General features: G+C 62.9%; 15 protein-coding genes and 2 pseudogenes. 8 read left to right on the forward strand and 9 right to left on the reverse strand.

Annotated elements, in window-relative coordinates:
• Nucleotide 1 precedes the first annotated feature (1 nt).
• The gene (locus DWB23_RS11300) at nucleotides 2-2,074 is read right to left on the reverse strand and encodes a PrkA family serine protein kinase (protein WP_121742891.1); all 2,073 of its coding nucleotides are present in this window, start codon (nucleotides 2,072-2,074) and stop codon (nucleotides 2-4) included.
• A 591-nt stretch (nucleotides 2,075-2,665) separates the two neighbouring features.
• On the opposite strand from DWB23_RS11300, the gene DWB23_RS11310 reads away from it, so the two are divergent.
• The 6 genes and pseudogenes from DWB23_RS11310 (at nucleotide 2,666) to DWB23_RS11335 (ending at nucleotide 6,606) form a co-directional block, all read left to right on the forward strand.
• Complete coding sequence (locus tag DWB23_RS11310; protein WP_121742892.1) at nucleotides 2,666-3,118, forward strand: DUF5820 family protein; 453 nt, start codon at nucleotides 2,666-2,668, stop codon at nucleotides 3,116-3,118.
• A 75-nt stretch (nucleotides 3,119-3,193) separates the two neighbouring features.
• Complete coding sequence (locus DWB23_RS11315) at nucleotides 3,194-3,640, forward strand: UPF0179 family protein (RefSeq protein ID WP_121742893.1); 447 nt, start codon at nucleotides 3,194-3,196, stop codon at nucleotides 3,638-3,640.
• 57 nt (nucleotides 3,641-3,697) lie between these two features.
• Nucleotides 3,698-4,218 (forward strand): annotated as a pseudogene (locus tag DWB23_RS23870) (GrpB family protein).
• 136 nt (nucleotides 4,219-4,354) lie between these two features.
• A complete protein-coding gene (locus tag DWB23_RS11325; protein WP_121742894.1) occupies nucleotides 4,355-5,041 on the forward strand; it encodes a PHP domain-containing protein in 687 nt (228 codons plus the stop codon).
• Nucleotides 5,038-6,171 carry an asparagine synthetase B family protein gene (locus tag DWB23_RS11330; RefSeq protein ID WP_121742895.1) on the forward strand — a complete coding sequence of 378 codons (1,134 nt, stop codon included), beginning with the start codon at nucleotides 5,038-5,040 and terminating at the stop codon, nucleotides 6,169-6,171. The genes DWB23_RS11325 and DWB23_RS11330 overlap by 4 nt, the downstream gene beginning before the upstream one ends.
• 183 nt (nucleotides 6,172-6,354) lie before the next feature.
• Entirely contained in the window at nucleotides 6,355-6,606 is a 252-nt protein-coding gene (locus DWB23_RS11335) for an amphi-Trp domain-containing protein (RefSeq protein WP_121742896.1), read from the forward strand.
• A 133-nt stretch (nucleotides 6,607-6,739) separates the two neighbouring features.
• Here the strand turns inward: DWB23_RS11335 and DWB23_RS11340 are convergent, their stop codons facing one another.
• The 5 genes from DWB23_RS11340 to DWB23_RS11360 all read right to left on the reverse strand — a co-directional run bounded on the left by DWB23_RS11340 (nucleotide 6,740) and on the right by DWB23_RS11360 (nucleotide 12,060).
• Nucleotides 6,740-7,834 (reverse strand): Mrp/NBP35 family ATP-binding protein, encoded by a 1,095-nt coding sequence (locus DWB23_RS11340; RefSeq protein WP_121742897.1) that lies wholly within the window; start codon nucleotides 7,832-7,834, stop codon nucleotides 6,740-6,742.
• A 150-nt stretch (nucleotides 7,835-7,984) separates the two neighbouring features.
• Nucleotides 7,985-8,269 (reverse strand): hypothetical protein, encoded by a 285-nt coding sequence (locus DWB23_RS11345; protein WP_121742898.1) that lies wholly within the window; start codon nucleotides 8,267-8,269, stop codon nucleotides 7,985-7,987.
• Nucleotides 8,270-8,534: 265 nt separating this feature from the next.
• Nucleotides 8,535-8,861: a hypothetical protein gene (locus DWB23_RS11350; protein WP_121742899.1), complete on the reverse strand. Its 327-nt coding sequence runs from the start codon at nucleotides 8,859-8,861 to the stop codon at nucleotides 8,535-8,537.
• Entirely contained in the window at nucleotides 8,858-10,225 is a 1,368-nt protein-coding gene (gene nrfD, locus DWB23_RS11355) for an NrfD/PsrC family molybdoenzyme membrane anchor subunit (protein ID WP_121742900.1), read from the reverse strand. The genes DWB23_RS11350 and nrfD overlap by 4 nt, the downstream gene beginning before the upstream one ends.
• A complete protein-coding gene (locus DWB23_RS11360) occupies nucleotides 10,222-12,060 on the reverse strand; it encodes a 4Fe-4S ferredoxin N-terminal domain-containing protein (protein ID WP_121742901.1) in 1,839 nt (612 codons plus the stop codon). The genes nrfD and DWB23_RS11360 overlap by 4 nt, the downstream gene beginning before the upstream one ends.
• 286 nt (nucleotides 12,061-12,346) lie before the next feature.
• On the opposite strand from DWB23_RS11360, the gene DWB23_RS11365 reads away from it, so the two are divergent.
• Complete coding sequence (locus DWB23_RS11365) at nucleotides 12,347-12,613, forward strand: hypothetical protein (protein WP_121742902.1); 267 nt, start codon at nucleotides 12,347-12,349, stop codon at nucleotides 12,611-12,613.
• Here the strand turns inward: DWB23_RS11365 and DWB23_RS11370 are convergent.
• Together DWB23_RS11370 and DWB23_RS11375 are read right to left on the reverse strand one after the other, a co-directional pair.
• Nucleotides 12,595-13,269: a helix-turn-helix domain-containing protein gene (locus DWB23_RS11370; RefSeq protein WP_121742903.1), complete on the reverse strand. Its 675-nt coding sequence runs from the start codon at nucleotides 13,267-13,269 to the stop codon at nucleotides 12,595-12,597. The two genes, DWB23_RS11365 and DWB23_RS11370, sit on opposite strands and share 19 nt — an antisense overlap.
• A gap of 232 nt (nucleotides 13,270-13,501) precedes the next feature.
• Complete coding sequence (locus DWB23_RS11375) at nucleotides 13,502-14,416, reverse strand: alpha/beta fold hydrolase (protein WP_121742904.1); 915 nt, start codon at nucleotides 14,414-14,416, stop codon at nucleotides 13,502-13,504.
• 204 nt (nucleotides 14,417-14,620) lie between these two features.
• Between DWB23_RS11375 and DWB23_RS11380 the strand changes: the two are divergent.
• Nucleotides 14,621-14,808: pseudogene (locus tag DWB23_RS11380) on the forward strand (IS5/IS1182 family transposase); the annotation flags it as partial.
• Here the strand turns inward: DWB23_RS11380 and DWB23_RS11385 are convergent.
• Entirely contained in the window at nucleotides 14,791-15,282 is a 492-nt protein-coding gene (locus tag DWB23_RS11385; protein WP_121742905.1) for an MOSC domain-containing protein, read from the reverse strand. The pseudogene DWB23_RS11380 and the gene DWB23_RS11385 sit on opposite strands and share 18 nt — an antisense overlap.
• Nucleotides 15,283-15,479 lie beyond the last annotated feature (197 nt).

A 15,479-nucleotide genomic window follows, 5' to 3' on the forward strand; every position in this document is an offset into this window, starting at 1 on the left:
GTTAGTCTTCCATCTCTGTTTTGGCGACCTCCGCGCCGGCGAACTCGAGTACTTCCTTGGCTCCACCCTCGGAGTAGCCCTGTTCCATCAGCGCGTCGATCCACGAGGAGCGCTCGTCGTCGTCGAACTCGTTGGCGCTCACCAGCGCGGAGAAGTTGATGTTGTGCTTCTTGTCCTCCCAGAGCTTTCGCTCGAGTGCGCGACGCAGTCGCTCGTTGTCCTGCGGGTTGAACGCCTCGCCCTCGCGAGCGCGCCGGGAGACCCAGTTCGACACCTCCTGGCGGAAGTCTTCCTTTCGATCCTCGGGGATGTCGAGTTTCTCCTCGACCGACCGCAGGAAGGTCTCGTCGGGCTCTTGCTCGCGGCCCGTGAGTTCGTCCTCGATGGTGTCGTCGTCGATGTAGGCCATCACGTGGTCCATGTACTTCTCGCCCTGGCGCTGGATCTCGTCGATGTCGTAGGCCAGCGCGTGGCGGACGTCCTCGATGGCTCGCTCCTTGTACTCCTCGCGCACGGTCTCGAGGTAGCGGTAGTACTTCTCGAAGTTGTCTTCGGGAATGGAGCCGTGGTGCTCTAGGTTCTCCTCGAAGAAGTTGAACACCGTAAGCGGCGAGAGGAAGCCGCGCTGACGGTGTTTGGAGTCCATGATCGCCTCGGCGATCTCGTCGCCGATGAAGCGGGGCGAGATGCCGACCATCCCTTCGCCGATCTCGGCTTTCCCTTCGGCCTCCTCGCGGAGCTTCTTGATATCGATATCGTCGCCCTCGTCGATCTCGCCGTTGTACGCCTTCGCCTTCGAGAGCAGATCGACGGTTTCGGTGTCGGGTTCTTCGATCCGCGTGAGGACGCCGAAGAGGCCCGCCATCTCGAGCGTGTGCGGCTCGACGTTGATGTCGGGGACGTCGGCGTTGGTGAGCATCTTGTTGTAGATGCTGGCCTCGTCCTCGTAGGAGAGGACGTACGGGAAGTCGATCCGCTTGGTGCGGTCGTTGAAGGCCTCCATCTTCTCGTCGCCCTTCTTGTCCTTGTACTCGGGCATGTTCGTCCGTCCGACGATCACCTGGTCGATGTCGATCCGGGGGTTGTTCTTGGGCTTGATCGTCTGCTCCTGGGTCGCGTGCAGGAAGTCATAGAGGAACTCGCGCTGGAGCTTCAGGAGCTCTTCCCCGCTGAAAATCCCCCTGTTCGCGTTACAGAACGCGCCGGAGTAGTCGAAGGCGCGCGGGTCGGACTCGCCGTAGATGGCGATCTTCGAGTAGTTGACGTCGCCCGTCAGCTCCGTCTCGTCCTGATTCTTCTTGTCCTTTGGCTCGAACGTCTCGAGGCCCTGGCGCTTGTTCTCGTCGGCGACGAGCCGGATGATCTCGACGTGGTTCTCGAGAACCTGCTGGAGGTCGTCGTCGTAGTGGGCGAGCAGCCGGTCCATGTAGAACTCGCTTTCGGGGTCGAGAGCCTGCTCGTTCTGGATCGTGTAGGGTGCATCGAGGCGCTCGTTCAGGTCGTCGATCACGCGCTGGCGCTGCTCCAGGGGCAGGAGGACGAGCGGGTCCTGGTTCATCGGGGACCGAACGGTGTCGTCGGCGGGATCCTGGTCCTTGACGACGTCACAGAGGTTGTTCCAGCGGAAGGTGTACATCCGTCCGTCCTCGCGGAGCGTGTAGTCCTCGAAGTATTTCCGGACCTGCTTGTCGAAGTGGGACTTCCCGGAGCCGACCGGCCCGAGCAGGAGCTTGATCCGCCGTTCCGGACCGAGCCGGCGGGCACCCGACTTGACCTTGTTGACGAACTCGTGAATCGACTGGTGGATCACCTTTCCGTAGAAGGTGTTCTCACCGTCGTTCAGCGGGTCCTCCGAGGCGATCTGGTACTCGACGACCCCTTCGGTCTCGTCGTAGTTCGTCCCGTAGTAGTCGAACATATCCGCGACCCGTTGGTGGGCGTTGCGGGTGATCTTCGGGTCCTCGTAGACTGCCTCTAGGTACCAGTCGAAGGACTTGGTTTCCCGCAGGTCCGCGGGCATCGATTCCTTGTAATCCGTACTAAGCTTCTCGAGTGTCTCGATATCACCGGTCATGGTATCATTGCCAGTTGTGGTCTCCCCCGTCTGCATCGTCCGTGCTCACACGGACCGTGTTCGGAGCGGACGTCGTTCGACCAACCGTGGCATCGTGGCCGAACCGTCGGAATCCGTCGAACCGCGTCACCCGACAGACACACATCACTGGTTCGGAGGACGCTGCGGGCGAGAGGCTCGCGAAACGTGCCGAACTGCAGCGGGCGGCGGTCTGTCGTGCCATATGTGATCGATCACCACGTACCGTTGTGCGACAACCGTATCACGGGTGTCGTGACACAACGCGCGCCGGGGACGGGCGCGAAGTGGGTCGGTCCGGCGAACGGATACCGATAGTATTTAATGAGTGAGTAATCCAGCTACTTAGCCTTGGCCCCAAAAGGTATTTATCAGAAGCTATTTACAGGAAAATGCTGCCAGAATCATAGACCGATATTCGATAACATGGCCCATTTTCGGAGGAAATTGGCATAAATTACCGGCCAGCAGTGGCCGGCATCGCTCGCGCGCGATCGACGCGCGGTTCGCACGAGGGCCGCGTTCGGTCGCCAGCCCGACGAGGATTTAGGGACACCGACCCTACCGGTTACCATGACGAACTCGGACGCCGATCCCGACCCGCCGCTCTCGTCCCTCCAGAACGGGTGGGACGTCTGGAGTCACGGCGAGGACGGGAGACTCGTGCTCGCGTACCGGCCGGACGTCTTCAACGGCGATGACTTCCCAGCCCCCTGCTTGCCGACGCTCTATGTGACCCGCGGCAAGCGGACCCGCCGTCCCGGAACCAACCCGACCAGTCGGGGTGACGATGACGACTGGTACGTGACGTTCTATCTCGAGCCCGACGTTTCGGCCGAGAACGAACGGTTTTCGACGCGGAGTGACGCACTCGAGCGCGCGCTCGAACTCGCTCGAGCGTTCGCCGACGGTGAGATCGACTACCGGGGGCTCTACCAGGTTCCCCGCGAGATGTACTTCGAGCGACTGGACGAACTGACCGACTCCGGCGACGAAGACGAGGAATCGAGCGCCGAACCGGCGTGATCCCACCGGTCCCGCCTCGAGTGCCGTCGGCCGCCGGACGTGAGCCTTAACCGCGACCGGCAACTACCCGCTACCATGTCGACCGTTACGCTCGTCGGGTCCCGTCTCGCCGATCCGGGGACCGAATTCGTCTACCAGGGAGAGGCCGACGGCTGTGCCGGCTGTCCCTACCGGAGCCAGTGTCTCAATCTGGAGACGGACACCAAGTACCGCATCACCTCGGTTCGGGAGAACGCCCAGACCCTCGAGTGCGCCATGCACGACAACGGAGTCCGCGCCGTCGAGGTCGAACCCGTCTCCGTGCGCGCGAACATCACTTCCAAGGGTGCGTTCGCCGGCAGCAAGACGAGCCTCCCCGGCACCTGCCCCTACGTCGAGTGTCCGAGCCACGAGTACTGCGAACCCGATGCCGTCGCGTTCGACAAGGAGTATCGCATTCGCGACATCCTCGGCGACCCGCCACACGAGGTCTGTCACCTCGATCGCGCGCTCGAGTTGGTCGAACTCGACATCGACGAGTAGCTCCGCGGGTGCCGTTCGAACACCGGATTCTTTTATTCTCGTTCCGAGACGGTGAGTATGGTCGGTTTAGAGCGCGGGACCGTCCGACTCGCCGAACACTCCCCCGAGCGGGAGCGACTGTTCGAGGACGAAGCCGAGCGATTACGGTCAGCGCTGGACGATCAAGTGGTCGCGATCGAACACGTCGGAAGCACCGCGGTCGAAGGACTGATCGCGAAGCCGATCGTCGACATCCTGGTTGTGGTCGACGAGATCGGTAGCGCGGAAACCTGGTCCTCGCTGCTCGAGGGCCAAAGCTACACGTACCGATCCCCGACTCGGTTCCGGACAGACACTTCTTTGCCAAGGGTCCGCCGGCAACTCGAACCTGCTATCTCTCGATAACCGAGCGCGGAAGCGATACCCATCGCGAGCAACTCCTGTTCCGCGATCACCTTCGCGCGAATCCAGACGCCGCGGCGGCCTACGAGCGGTTGAAGCGGACGCTGGCGGCGCAGTTCCCGGATGACCGGCAGTCCTACACCGAACGGAAGTCGCGGTTCGTACACCGGATTCTCGAGGACGCGAGGTGCGAATGAGCGTCCCCTCGGCCGCTCTCCCGCGGCGAACGCTCGGTCGAGAATCCGGTTCGCACATTCGAGCGATCGTGTGCGTTTCGTGAATGACGCGTATCGAGGCGTTTTTGATCGGTCCACACGAAGGGGGGATAGACCCGTGTTGTCGGTTGAACTCCACGCCCACTCGTCGCTGTCGTACGATGGCCGCGACCCGGTCGAACTGATCTTAGAACAGGCCGAAGCCGTCGGTCTGGACGCGATCGCGGTGACCGACCACGACGAAATCGATGCCAGCCTCGCCGCCGCCGAACTGGCCCCCAAGTACGGTCTGATCGGCATTCCGGCCATGGAAATCTCGAGCAAGGCCGGCCACATCCTCGGATTCGGACTGGAGGAGGCGGTCCCGCCCGGCCTCTCCTACGAATCGACCCTCGAGGCGATCCACGAGCAGGGAGGATTGGCGGTGATTCCCCACCCGTTTCAGGAGTCCCGTCACGGCGTGATGGCCCGGATCACGCGCGAGGAACTCGCCGACGGTGACGCGATCGAGATCTACAACTCGCGGCTCCTTACCGGTCGGGCGAACCGACAGGCCGAACGCTTCGCGCAGTCTCGAGACCTTCCGATGACCGCGGGCAGCGACGCCCACATCAGCGAGATGGTCGGCCAGGCCGTCACCCGCGTTGACGCCGAGCAGCGTAGCGCCGACGCGATTCTCGAGGCCATTCGCGAGGGTCGGACCTCCGTCGAGGGCAAGCGAACGCCGTGGCGAATCAGCTTCCGGCAGGCCGCCGGCGGCGTCTCCCGGCGCGTCAGGAACTCCGTCCTGGGGCTGTTTCAATGACGCTGCGCGGCGTCGACCCCGAGACCGTTCGAACGGCGCTCGAGCGCGCCGATCCGCTGCCGGGAACGGCCGGTTTCGCTGGCGAACTCGACGAAACCCTCGTTCGTGACGTCCTCGGTCGAGTCCCGCTCTACGTCGAGACCGACCGCGATTCGACGACCGAGCCGGGCTCACGATGGGCGTTCGAACCCGCCGTCCTCGACGATCCGGTGGCGCTTCCGCCGGGCGCAACGCTCGAATTGGTGGAGCCCGACGCCGAACCCGAGCGCCGCTGGACGCTCCCCGCGCCGGAGCCCGAACCGGATCGAGACGCCGCCCTCGAGCGGCTCTCGAGCGCGATCCGGACCGCGACGAGCGAGGCTCGAGCCGCCGACCGCGATATCGCCGTCGCCTTTTCGGGCGGCGTCGACTCGGCGCTGGTCGCCGAACTCCTCGACGCACCGCTGTACGTCGTCGGCTTCCCCGACAGCCACGACGTCGACGCCGCCAAGACGGCCGCCGACGCGATGGGACGCGAACTGACCGTCGTCGACCTCGAGCCGGCCGACCTCGAGCGCGCCGTTCCGCAGGTCGCCCGCGCGACGGGGCGCACGAACGCGATGGACGTCCAGATCGCGCTGCCGCTGTACCTCGTCGGCGAACGCGTCGCTGCCGACGGCTTCGACGCGCTGGCGGTCGGCCAGGGCGCGGACGAACTGTTCGGCGGCTACGAGAAGGTCGTCCGCCTCGATCACCGCGTCGACGCCGAAACGACCCGCGGCGCGGTGCGCGAGCAGATCGAGAGCTTGTCCGAACAGCTTCCACGAGACGTCCACGCGATCGAAGCGACGGGGCTCGCGCCGGTTGCGCCCCTGTTACACGACGCCGTCGTCGACGCGGCGCTTCGGCTGCCGGACGAACTGCTGGCCGACGAAACGGAGCGCAAGCGCGCGCTTCGTCTCGTCGCGGCCGACTCGCTCCCAGCGGAGATCGCCTATCGAGAGAAAAAAGCCGTCCAGTACGGCAGTCTCGTCGCCCGCGAACTCGATCGCCTCGCCAGACAGGCCGGCTACAAGCGCCGGATCGACGACCACGTCACGAAGTACGTCCAGTCGCTGCTCGAGGAAGATACGGACCCGCCAGCGGCGTGACGCAGGCTCGTGACCGGCTCTCGAGGGCGAGCCCGTCGCTGCTTTCCGCGGATTCGATGCGATCGACCGTCGCCGCCAGTCGTTCGTGACCGTTGATATTCCGGCCGAAAACCCGTCGCGACCACGGACCTGCCTGCCGATTCGTAGCCAACCTATTTATGTTCACTCGGTGGTCCATTCGGTATGGGAGAAACGACCGCCACCGAAGATGAGGTCTCACGAGAGGAAGCGGCGGATCTGATCCAGGAACTCGCTCGCGAACTCCGCAGCAAGGGACCCGCGGAGGTTCGTATCGGGAACAAGACGCTGACGTTATCCCCGTCACGAGAGATCGAGTACGGGATCGAAGTCGAGGAGCGCTCGCCGATGCTCGGCGGGCCGCGCGAGGAGATCACGGTGACGCTCGAGTGGGAAGTCGACGACGAAGCACCTTGACGTCGCCGGTTCCGGTCGCTCTCGAGGTCGTTCCAGCGTCGAAATAACGGCACCACAGAACCGCGAGCGTCGATTCTCGCCGCGGTGATCGCGGGCAGCGATACGATCGTCACAACTGAAGTCAGCGGCTGCTCTAGTCTTCGGTCTCGGTCGGCAGCGCGTTTTCGGGCTCCTCGTCGCCGACGTTGTCGGCGACCGTGCGGCGGTTGACTTCACCGATTCGGTCGGAGACCTCCGCGACGAACTCCTCGACGATCTCCTGGACCGGGCTCGAGTTGTCCTTGACCAGCGCGCCCTCGCTCCCCTCGGCACCGAAGTCGGGGTGGAGCGGGATCTGGCCGAGCAGCGGGATGTCGTACTTGTCGACGATCGTCTGTGCCCCTTCGGTGCCGAACAGACCGTGCTCGTCGTCGCAGGTCGGGCAGACGAACGAACTCATGTTCTCGACGACGCCGAGCACCGGCGTGTCGTGTTTGTTGAACATCTGGATCCCCTTTCGGGTGTCGTCGAGCGCCATCTCCTGTGGCGTCGTGACGACGACGGAGCCCGTCACCGGCATCGACTGCAACAGGTTCAGCGTCGCGTCACCCGTTCCCGGCGGCAGGTCAACGATGAGGTAGTCGAGGCGACCCCACTCGACGCCCTCCAGGAACTTCAGCATGAACTTGTTGACCATCGGCCCGCGGAGGATCGCGGGGTCGTCTTCCTCTTCCATCATGAAGCCCATGCTGATAACTCGGACGCCGTCCGATCGGGGCGGAACGATGTCCTCGCTCGGCGTGACGCCGGGCTCGCTCTCGACCGGCAGGATACGCGGCACGTTCGGTCCGTGGATATCGGCGTCGAGCAGGCCGACCATGGCACCGCGTTGCTCGAGACCCGCGGCGAGGTTCGCGGCGATCGTCGTTTTCCCGACGCCACCCTTCCCCGAGGAGACGGCGATGACGTTGCGAACCCGCGGGAGCACCTCGTCGTCGAACCCGTGTTCCGCGCCGGTGTGTGCCCGCAAGTCGGCCTCGAGGCCGGCCTCGCCGACGACCTCGCGGATCCGATTCCCGAGTTCCATCTCGGAGGGCGCATACGGCGCGTTCAACGCGAGCGAGATCTTGGCCGTCTCGTCCTCGATCGTGACGTCGTTGACCAGGCCGAGCGAGACGATATCTTCGCCGATATCCGGGTCCTCGATTCCCTCGAGTTCGATCTTGAGTTCGTGTTCTGTGATACTCATGGTGCGTAGTGTGCGTTAGTGAGCATAAGGTATCGGAACGGGATACGTGTGATGGTTCGGTGCTCGAGGCCGTCGACGAGCGGGAGAACCGCGAGTGACGAAGCGAGAACGCAACCGACGATTTCGCGCGTCAACCGCCCTACTATAACGTCAGAAGCTTGGCACTCCGCCGTAGAAGATGATGCCGATCAACACCGTCATGACGAACATCGAGATCCACATGGTCGTGGCGATTCCGACGAGATAGGTGACGCCGAGCAGGCCCGTTCTCGTGTCTCGAGGCAATCCGGTGAACCACGCGATGATCATGATGTAGATCGGAACCAGGATCACGCCGAAAATGATGTAGGTCCCCTCGTTGGGAAAGCCAGTCCACCCCTCCGTACCCTCGAATCCGTGATAGAGGACCGTCGCCAGAACGTCGACGAGCGCCATACACGTGGTTTTACACCCGGCAGGGTCGTGGTTTCCCCTGACCATGCAGGGACGTAATCACGCGCGACCACGGAGAGCGGTAACGCGCGTCGATCGGAAGCGAGTCACACACGGGTCGTACCGACGTGGGCGCAGGTACGCAATGACGCTCAGCGGCGACGAGAGGTCTATTCTGGGTAGATACTGCTCTCACAGCGGTGAATCGAGCGAAAAAACAGGGTCCGAAAATCACTGCAGGCGGACGTGACCGCTTGCAGCGAGCGGGTTACAGGAAGCCGAAGATCGGCGATTCCATGGACGGCCCGGTCGAACCGATCGGTTCCGGCAGCCCGCCGAAGAAGACGACGGCGATGATCATGGTCAGGATGAACATCCCGATCCACATCTGGGCCGTGATGCCGACGAGATAGGAGACGCCGAGTAGCTCCGTTCTCGTGTCGCGTGGCTTGCCGGCGAACCACGAGATGACCATGATGTAGACCGGCACCAGGATGAGCGCGAAGATGAGGTAGGTCCCGATGTTCGGGAACCCGGTCAGACCTTCGGTACCGTCGAACCCGTGGTACAGGACCGTCGAAAGCGGGAGACTCATGCTTTCACCTCCTGTTCGGTCGGCTCAGCATCCGGTTCTCCGTGATCGTGAGCATGGTCGCCACGAAGGTGTTCGACCGCGTGGAGTTCGACCACCGGCACGATTTTCGAGACGACGAGGAACATCAACACGACCAGTCCGGTCGTTCCGACCAGCGACAGCCACTCGATCGCACTCGGGAAGTACTCGCCGGGGGTTGCCGTGTAGATATCGAACGTCGGGTGCAGGAAGCCCTCGACGACGAACAGTATCTTCTCGGCCAGCGTCGCGGAAAGTACGGCGAACGAAGCCAAGAGGGCCCGCGCCTTGGTGAACAGCGACGGGCGGATCGTCTGCGCGAAGATGTACGCCAGCGTCGCGAGGACCAGTCCCATCGAGACCTGATAAACCGGGTGGTTGACGGTCGCTTCTCGAGCAACGCCGACGTTGACCGGCGCCTTGAACAGGCCAACGACGTTCTGCTGGAGCTGCAACCAAAGGAAGAGGAGGCAGAAAAAGCCGAGCCACAGGAGTAGTCCGCGGAAGACGTCATCGGTCATGATGTGATCCCAGTCGTACGTTCGACGGAACGCGTAGGCGACGATGATCACGCCGCTGATCGCGGAGGTGAGCGCGATGGTGAGGAACTGTGGCCCCTGGACGGCGCTGAACCAGGCTGGCATGCCGGGAAGCACCGAGAACAGCCACGGAATGACACCGCCGTGGAGGAGGAGCGGTGCCATGATGATGATCGCGAGCGCGAGCCACCAGACCATTCGCTCGACGACTTCGTCTTCGTCCTCGGTGTAGCCGAGGGTCATGACATTGTAGATCGGCGAGAAGTGGTCGGGAAGCTGATCGCGCAGTCGCGTAATATCGTATCGAAGCGTGAGTGCGAGGTAGGTCGCCGTCAGCACGAAGTAGGCCGTGATGACGGTAACGTCCCACACCAGCGGCGAGTTGTTAACGGTGATGTGGTAGTGACCGAGCACGCTCGTGACCATCCGGTCCGGACGACCCATGTGGACCAGAATGTAGAAGCCGGCCGCCGAGAGGCCGGCGATCGTCAACAGTTCGGCGAGGCGCGCAACGGGCATGTACCGGTCCATACCGAGCAGGCGGACGGCCGCCGAGAGGATGATCCCCCCGTGGGCGATTCCGACCCACCAGATGAACGCGCCGATGTACAGTCCCCAGGTCACGCCGCCGCCGGAACCCCAGTCGGAGAGACCGGTGACGGCCATCCCCATGTACAACTGATACATCCAGGCGACGAGGAACGCCGCGAGAGCCAGCGCAGCGAGACCGAACGCGACCAGATACCGCTTCGAGACGTTGTTGACCGGCCGGAGGATGTCGGCTTCGGTCGGCGTCTTGGTGCTCATAACGACCACCCCGTGTCACCGACTGTCTGCTCGTCGAGGACTTCCTTGCGGTTGTCCGTAAGCCCGACGTCCTCGTACGCGACCGGTCCGTCGACCTGTTCGGCGCTCGGACCGGGCTCGTTGCCGATATACGTGACGTTCGGGTTCGTCCCGACGTCCTCGAGCAGCTTGAACGTCGACGAATCGCCGCCAACGTAGGCCTCGAGGGCCTGCTCTGCGGTTTCCTCGTCGGTGATACCGGCTTCGGTCACCCACGGCTCCTCTTCTTCCTCGTTGAGGATCAGCAGCGCTTCCTCGACTTCGGCCGGCGTGATCTCGCGGGACTCGTAGCGATCGACGATATCCTGGACGCTCTGCTCGGAGTCGGCGATGACGGCGTCGAGTGCGCCGATCGCACGGTCGAAGCGCTCCGAATCGACGTCGTCCTCGGAGGTCTCACCGAGGACGGCATCGACGAGCGTCTGGAGTTCGTCGTCCGAAAGGTCGTCGTCCTCGAACTCGTCATCGAGTACGTCTTCGACGACGGATCGAAGCTCCTCGTCGGCGGCGGACGCCGCCTCCTCGGCGCTGTCGTAGTCCTCGGCGTCGATCAGGTACTGCAGATCGGTCGCCTCGACCTCCTCGTTGAAGTACATGACGCCCTCGATGACGTCTTTCTCCCAGGGGCCGTCGATGTACGAGACGTCGAGCAGTTCGATATCGCCGTTGACGAAGTCGTACGCCGACGCGACCTCCTCTCGGTTGGGGCTTTCGCCGTCGACGTCGTTCGCTGCACGTGTCTGGACGACGTTCGAGAGATACTGCTGCGGTCGGCTCTCGGGATCGTTCATGTCGCCGAAGTTGATCGCGTTCGGCGGACAGGCGTCCTCGCAGGCCGTCGTTCCGACCTTCTCGTCGCCCATGTGGCCGTCCTGTCGGGTCGGGCACATGGTACATTTGCTCATCGTGCCACGCGGCGCGCGGCTGTCGACCCAGCGACCACGGGAGTCTGTCATGTGATCGCCGTTCATATCGTTTTCTTCGGCGTGATCTTCAATCTCGCCCGTCGTAACGTCCGGTTCGTCCCACTGGAAGTAGTTGACGCCGTACGGACAGGCGACCTGACAGTACCGACAGCCGATACAGACGTCGTAGTCGGTCAGGACGAGGCCGTCCTTGTCCCGGGTGTGACGGGCCGTCGTCGGACAGACCTTCTCGCAGGGGGCGTCGGTACAGTGTTGACACGGTCGGATGAGTCGGTTCCGGCTCTGGCTGGGTTCCTCGCCAGGCTCCTCGTACTCGAGGATGTACATCCAGTTGACGCCCTGGTCGAGTTGGTTCTCTTCCTGACAGGCAGTCACGCAGGAGAGACAGCCGTCGCACTGCTCGAGGTCGAGAACCATCCCGAGCTGTTTGCCCTCGTTTTCGACGTCGCCGTAGCCCTGTTCGTCGGCCGCACCGAGATTCATTTCGGGGCCGTCGTCCGTCGCGCCCCACGCGCCGATCCCGACGGCCGTCGCACCGACGCCCATCTTCTTCATGACGTCGCGGCGACTCTCTTCGCCGTCGCCGTCGAAGGCCTCGAGCATTCGAGTCGCGGTGCCCTTTTTCTCTTCCTGGGCCTTCTCGTATGCTGCTTCGGTGGGACGGTCGTCGACGTCGAACTCCGACATCACGTCGTCGTGATACTTCTCGTGAAATTCGGCCTCGGAGAGCTCGCCCTTCGTGACCCGCATCGCGTCCTTGGCCATCTGCATACCGAGATCGCTGTCATACTCGGTCTCATCGAGCATTCCCTCGAGTTCGGTCTCCCACTCTTTTCCGAGCGGGTGGAATGATTCGTCGTCCGTGCTCATTCTGGTCGAACACCTCTGGACGAGAATCCGTTCGATACGAAATAGTTACACGCCGACACACAAGTGAATACGGTCATATGTGGATCCTCTACACGGGACTCATAACTAGATGACGTTGAAGTATAGACCCGATTTCCATGGCGTGAGAATCGATGCGAACATGTTCGTAGGTATAAATAGGCCTATAGTAGATGCGGCCTGTACTGGACGGTATTCGTGAGCAGTTAGCAATCAACTCGAACGACACGTTTGGCCGGGGACCCGTCCGACAACTGTGTTGGTGTTTGTGAATAACTCGGTCAGTTTAAGTCACGTCACAGACACGTTTGCGACGGTATCCAGTCGCCGATGGAAACGCAACACCACGGTATCCTCGAGAGGAGCCCCACACGCACGGCTGTTCGACGGTGATCTCAGGACGATTCGGCTCACGCTCGCCGACGGCGGTATCAGGTTCGACGGCGCACGGGATATCGAGCGTGCGGTACAGGCGGAGACGACGGCGCTGCTCGTTCTGGCGGGCGAGGCGACTGCTCAACCCGTCGCGAGTTGATCCTCGAGCGAGTCGTTGGCACCGATCCCCGGGAGATCGCCGACGAACCGTTTGATGATCGCCTCCTCGGCCCGGTGGAGCGTCTCGCTGCAGGTCGATTTCGCGATGCCCAACTCTCCCGCGAGCTCCGTCAGCGAACAGCGTCGCGGCGTGTCGTAGTAGCCCTCCTCGACGGCGGCGACGACGACCTCGAGCTGTCGCTCCGAGAGGAGCTGACTCTCGTGGAGTCGCTCGCGAACGTGTTCGATCCGATACTGAAGACCGAACTGCTCGAGTTGCTCGGCGAGCCTGGCGAGACGGTCTCGAGAGCCGGTGACCTCGACCGTCGCCTCGCCGTCGATGATCTCGACGGGAAGCTCGATCGGCATTCCCGACTCTCGGGAGGAGAACAACAACAGCGGTTCGGTCGTCTCGAAGTGAACCGTCGCCTCGTCGTCGCTCCACTGGGCCAGCGTGAGTTCGGTGATCTGTGGATGGTCCTCCATATCCTCGACGGCGTTGCCGGCGTCCGGGCCGGCGATCCGGACGAGGGCGAATCCGGTCTCGGATCCGGGGACCGCCGCCAGTACCCGAAAGGTCGCCGTCGGATACGCCGTCGAGAGCTGTTGAATCCAGACCTGTTCGGGCATCGTGATTGTGAGTGTTGCCTGAGCCATGCGAACGTGTTCCGTTCGATACTAGACGCCGTCCCGTAGAATATATTCACGCCGGTTCCCAACCGGTGGGAATGTCGCCCCATCGAACCCGCCATCGAACGGGTTCGATCGAACGCCCGCCCCACCGCGGCCCGAACGTCAACGGTGGCGATCGGTCCGCCGAAACCGTTCTCGCCCACCGCGGCCGACACTGTCTGGAAATCACTTCGAGAAACAGCCACAGCCGACGGTCTCAGCGATCGCTCTCGAACGCCTCGAGAAGCAGTTCCGTCAGTCGTTCCGGCCGTTCGTGTTGGACCCAGTGGCTCGTCTCCGGCAGTAACTCGAGGCGGCTGTTCTCACAGTACTGGTCGGCGTCGATCGCCAGTTCGGTCGTCAGCGCGAAGTCGTCCGTTCCCCAGACGATCAGCGTCGGGGCGTCGATCCGCTCTCGAGGCAGCGAGGGCGGATACCGTCCCGCCGCCCGGTACCAGTTGAGCATCGCCGTGAGCGCGCCGTCTCGACGCCAGGCGCGGCGATACCGGTCGAACGCCGCGTCGGTGAACGTTCCCGGTGCGGCGGTCTCCCGGAGCGCTCGCTCGAGCAGGGCGAAGTTTCCGGCCCGGCAGGCGAGTTCGGGGAGCCACGGTAGCTGGTAGCAAAAGGCGTACCAGCTTCGCCGAAGTTGTTCGGGATTCGAGAGCAGGTGGTGGCGATAGACCACCGGATGCGGGGCGTTGACGATCGCGAGTCGGTCGACCGCTTCGGGGCGTCGAAGCGCGAGGTCCCAGGCGACTGCACCGCCCCAGTCGTGGCCGACGACGCGGGCGCTGTCGCGCCCTTCGCTCGCGATCAACTCGACGATATCCTGCGAGCACTCGGAGGTTCGGTACGGCCGCACTCCCGACGGTTTCTCGCTCAGGTTGTACCCGCGCTGGTCGGGAACGAGCACCCGATAGCCGGCGTCGACGAGCGGTTCGATCTGGCGTCGCCAGCCGTACCAGAACTCAGGAAAGCCGTGGAGCAAGACGACCAGCGGATCGGATCGCTCGCCGGCCGCGACGACGTGCAACTCGACCCCGTTGACGGTTCGAACGGTCGACTCCGCCTCGACCGACGAGAGGAGGGTTGCACCCGTCTCGTAGCGCTCCGTCGAAATAGCGGCCATACGTACGCTGACAACGCGATCAGTGAAATCCGTTCGGGAGCGGACGTGAAACGATAGGGCTGGTGGCCCTCAAAGCGATCCCAACCCCCCAAACGCGGGCAGCTTACGATGTCGTTTCGAGTCCGAACGGCCGTCCATTTACTCCGGGCGGACTCCGTTGAAACCTCGAGGAGTTACAAGCGTAGCCGATAGTATAACTGGACGCTGACTCCGCCGAAGTCCCAGTCGCTCCGATTCGTCGCCGGGTCATTTCAGCTAGCGCGCCGTGCCGCGGCTCGCTACTCCTCGACGAACTCATCGAGGTATCCCGTGTTTGGAGCACTATCAACCTCACTGAACTTCCCGCGCCGTCGACGCATCAGGCTTCGTCCGGGTTATTCGAGCGGCTCGATGGCGTCTCCGAGGCGAATTATCCCCTCTTCAAGAATGTCCGCTCGGAGCCCACCTCGGTGAGTGAGTGCCTGCAATACGCCGTCTTGAGTGATGCGCTGAAGGTGGTTACACGGTTCACACAGTCGGTCTCCTCGACAGATGGCGTCACCGACTCGAAATCGTTGTCCGACGAGATGATTGAGTGCGACATCACGGGTTTCAATATTCCGTCGGTGTTCTCCCGGTGCAAGTTCGATTCCCGCTTCACGTTCGATTGCTGTCACAGCCTCCTGCTCGATCAACGTGAGGTCGTATCCATCACGGCGTTCCTCGTCTGACTCCCACTCGACGAAAGTCCCCGTCTCGATCCCGCTAAAGTAGCGATCACCTCGGAGCCCCTTCCCGGCGACCGCTTCGACGTCGGTTTGTTCTTCCATCTCCGCTTCGGCTTCAGGTGCGATAACAATTCGTTCGACGGTGCCACTACCAGTCATGCGGGCTATGCTGTCTGACAGAAATATAAACGCTCGGATGCAAGTATTGCTGGTTAAGTAACTCAACGGCGTGTCCGCACGCCCACCAAATAGCTGTTTCAGCGTGAGAGTGTCGGACTAACAGGATTTCAACAGAGCCTACGGGCGGTAATCGTCGCGACGGGTATCCGGCGGGCCGTTCTGCGGTTTACAATGCG

It is taken from the genome of Natronorubrum halophilum (genome assembly GCF_003670115.1).
GTDB classification, from domain to species: Archaea; Halobacteriota; Halobacteria; order Halobacteriales; family Natrialbaceae; genus Natronorubrum; species Natronorubrum halophilum.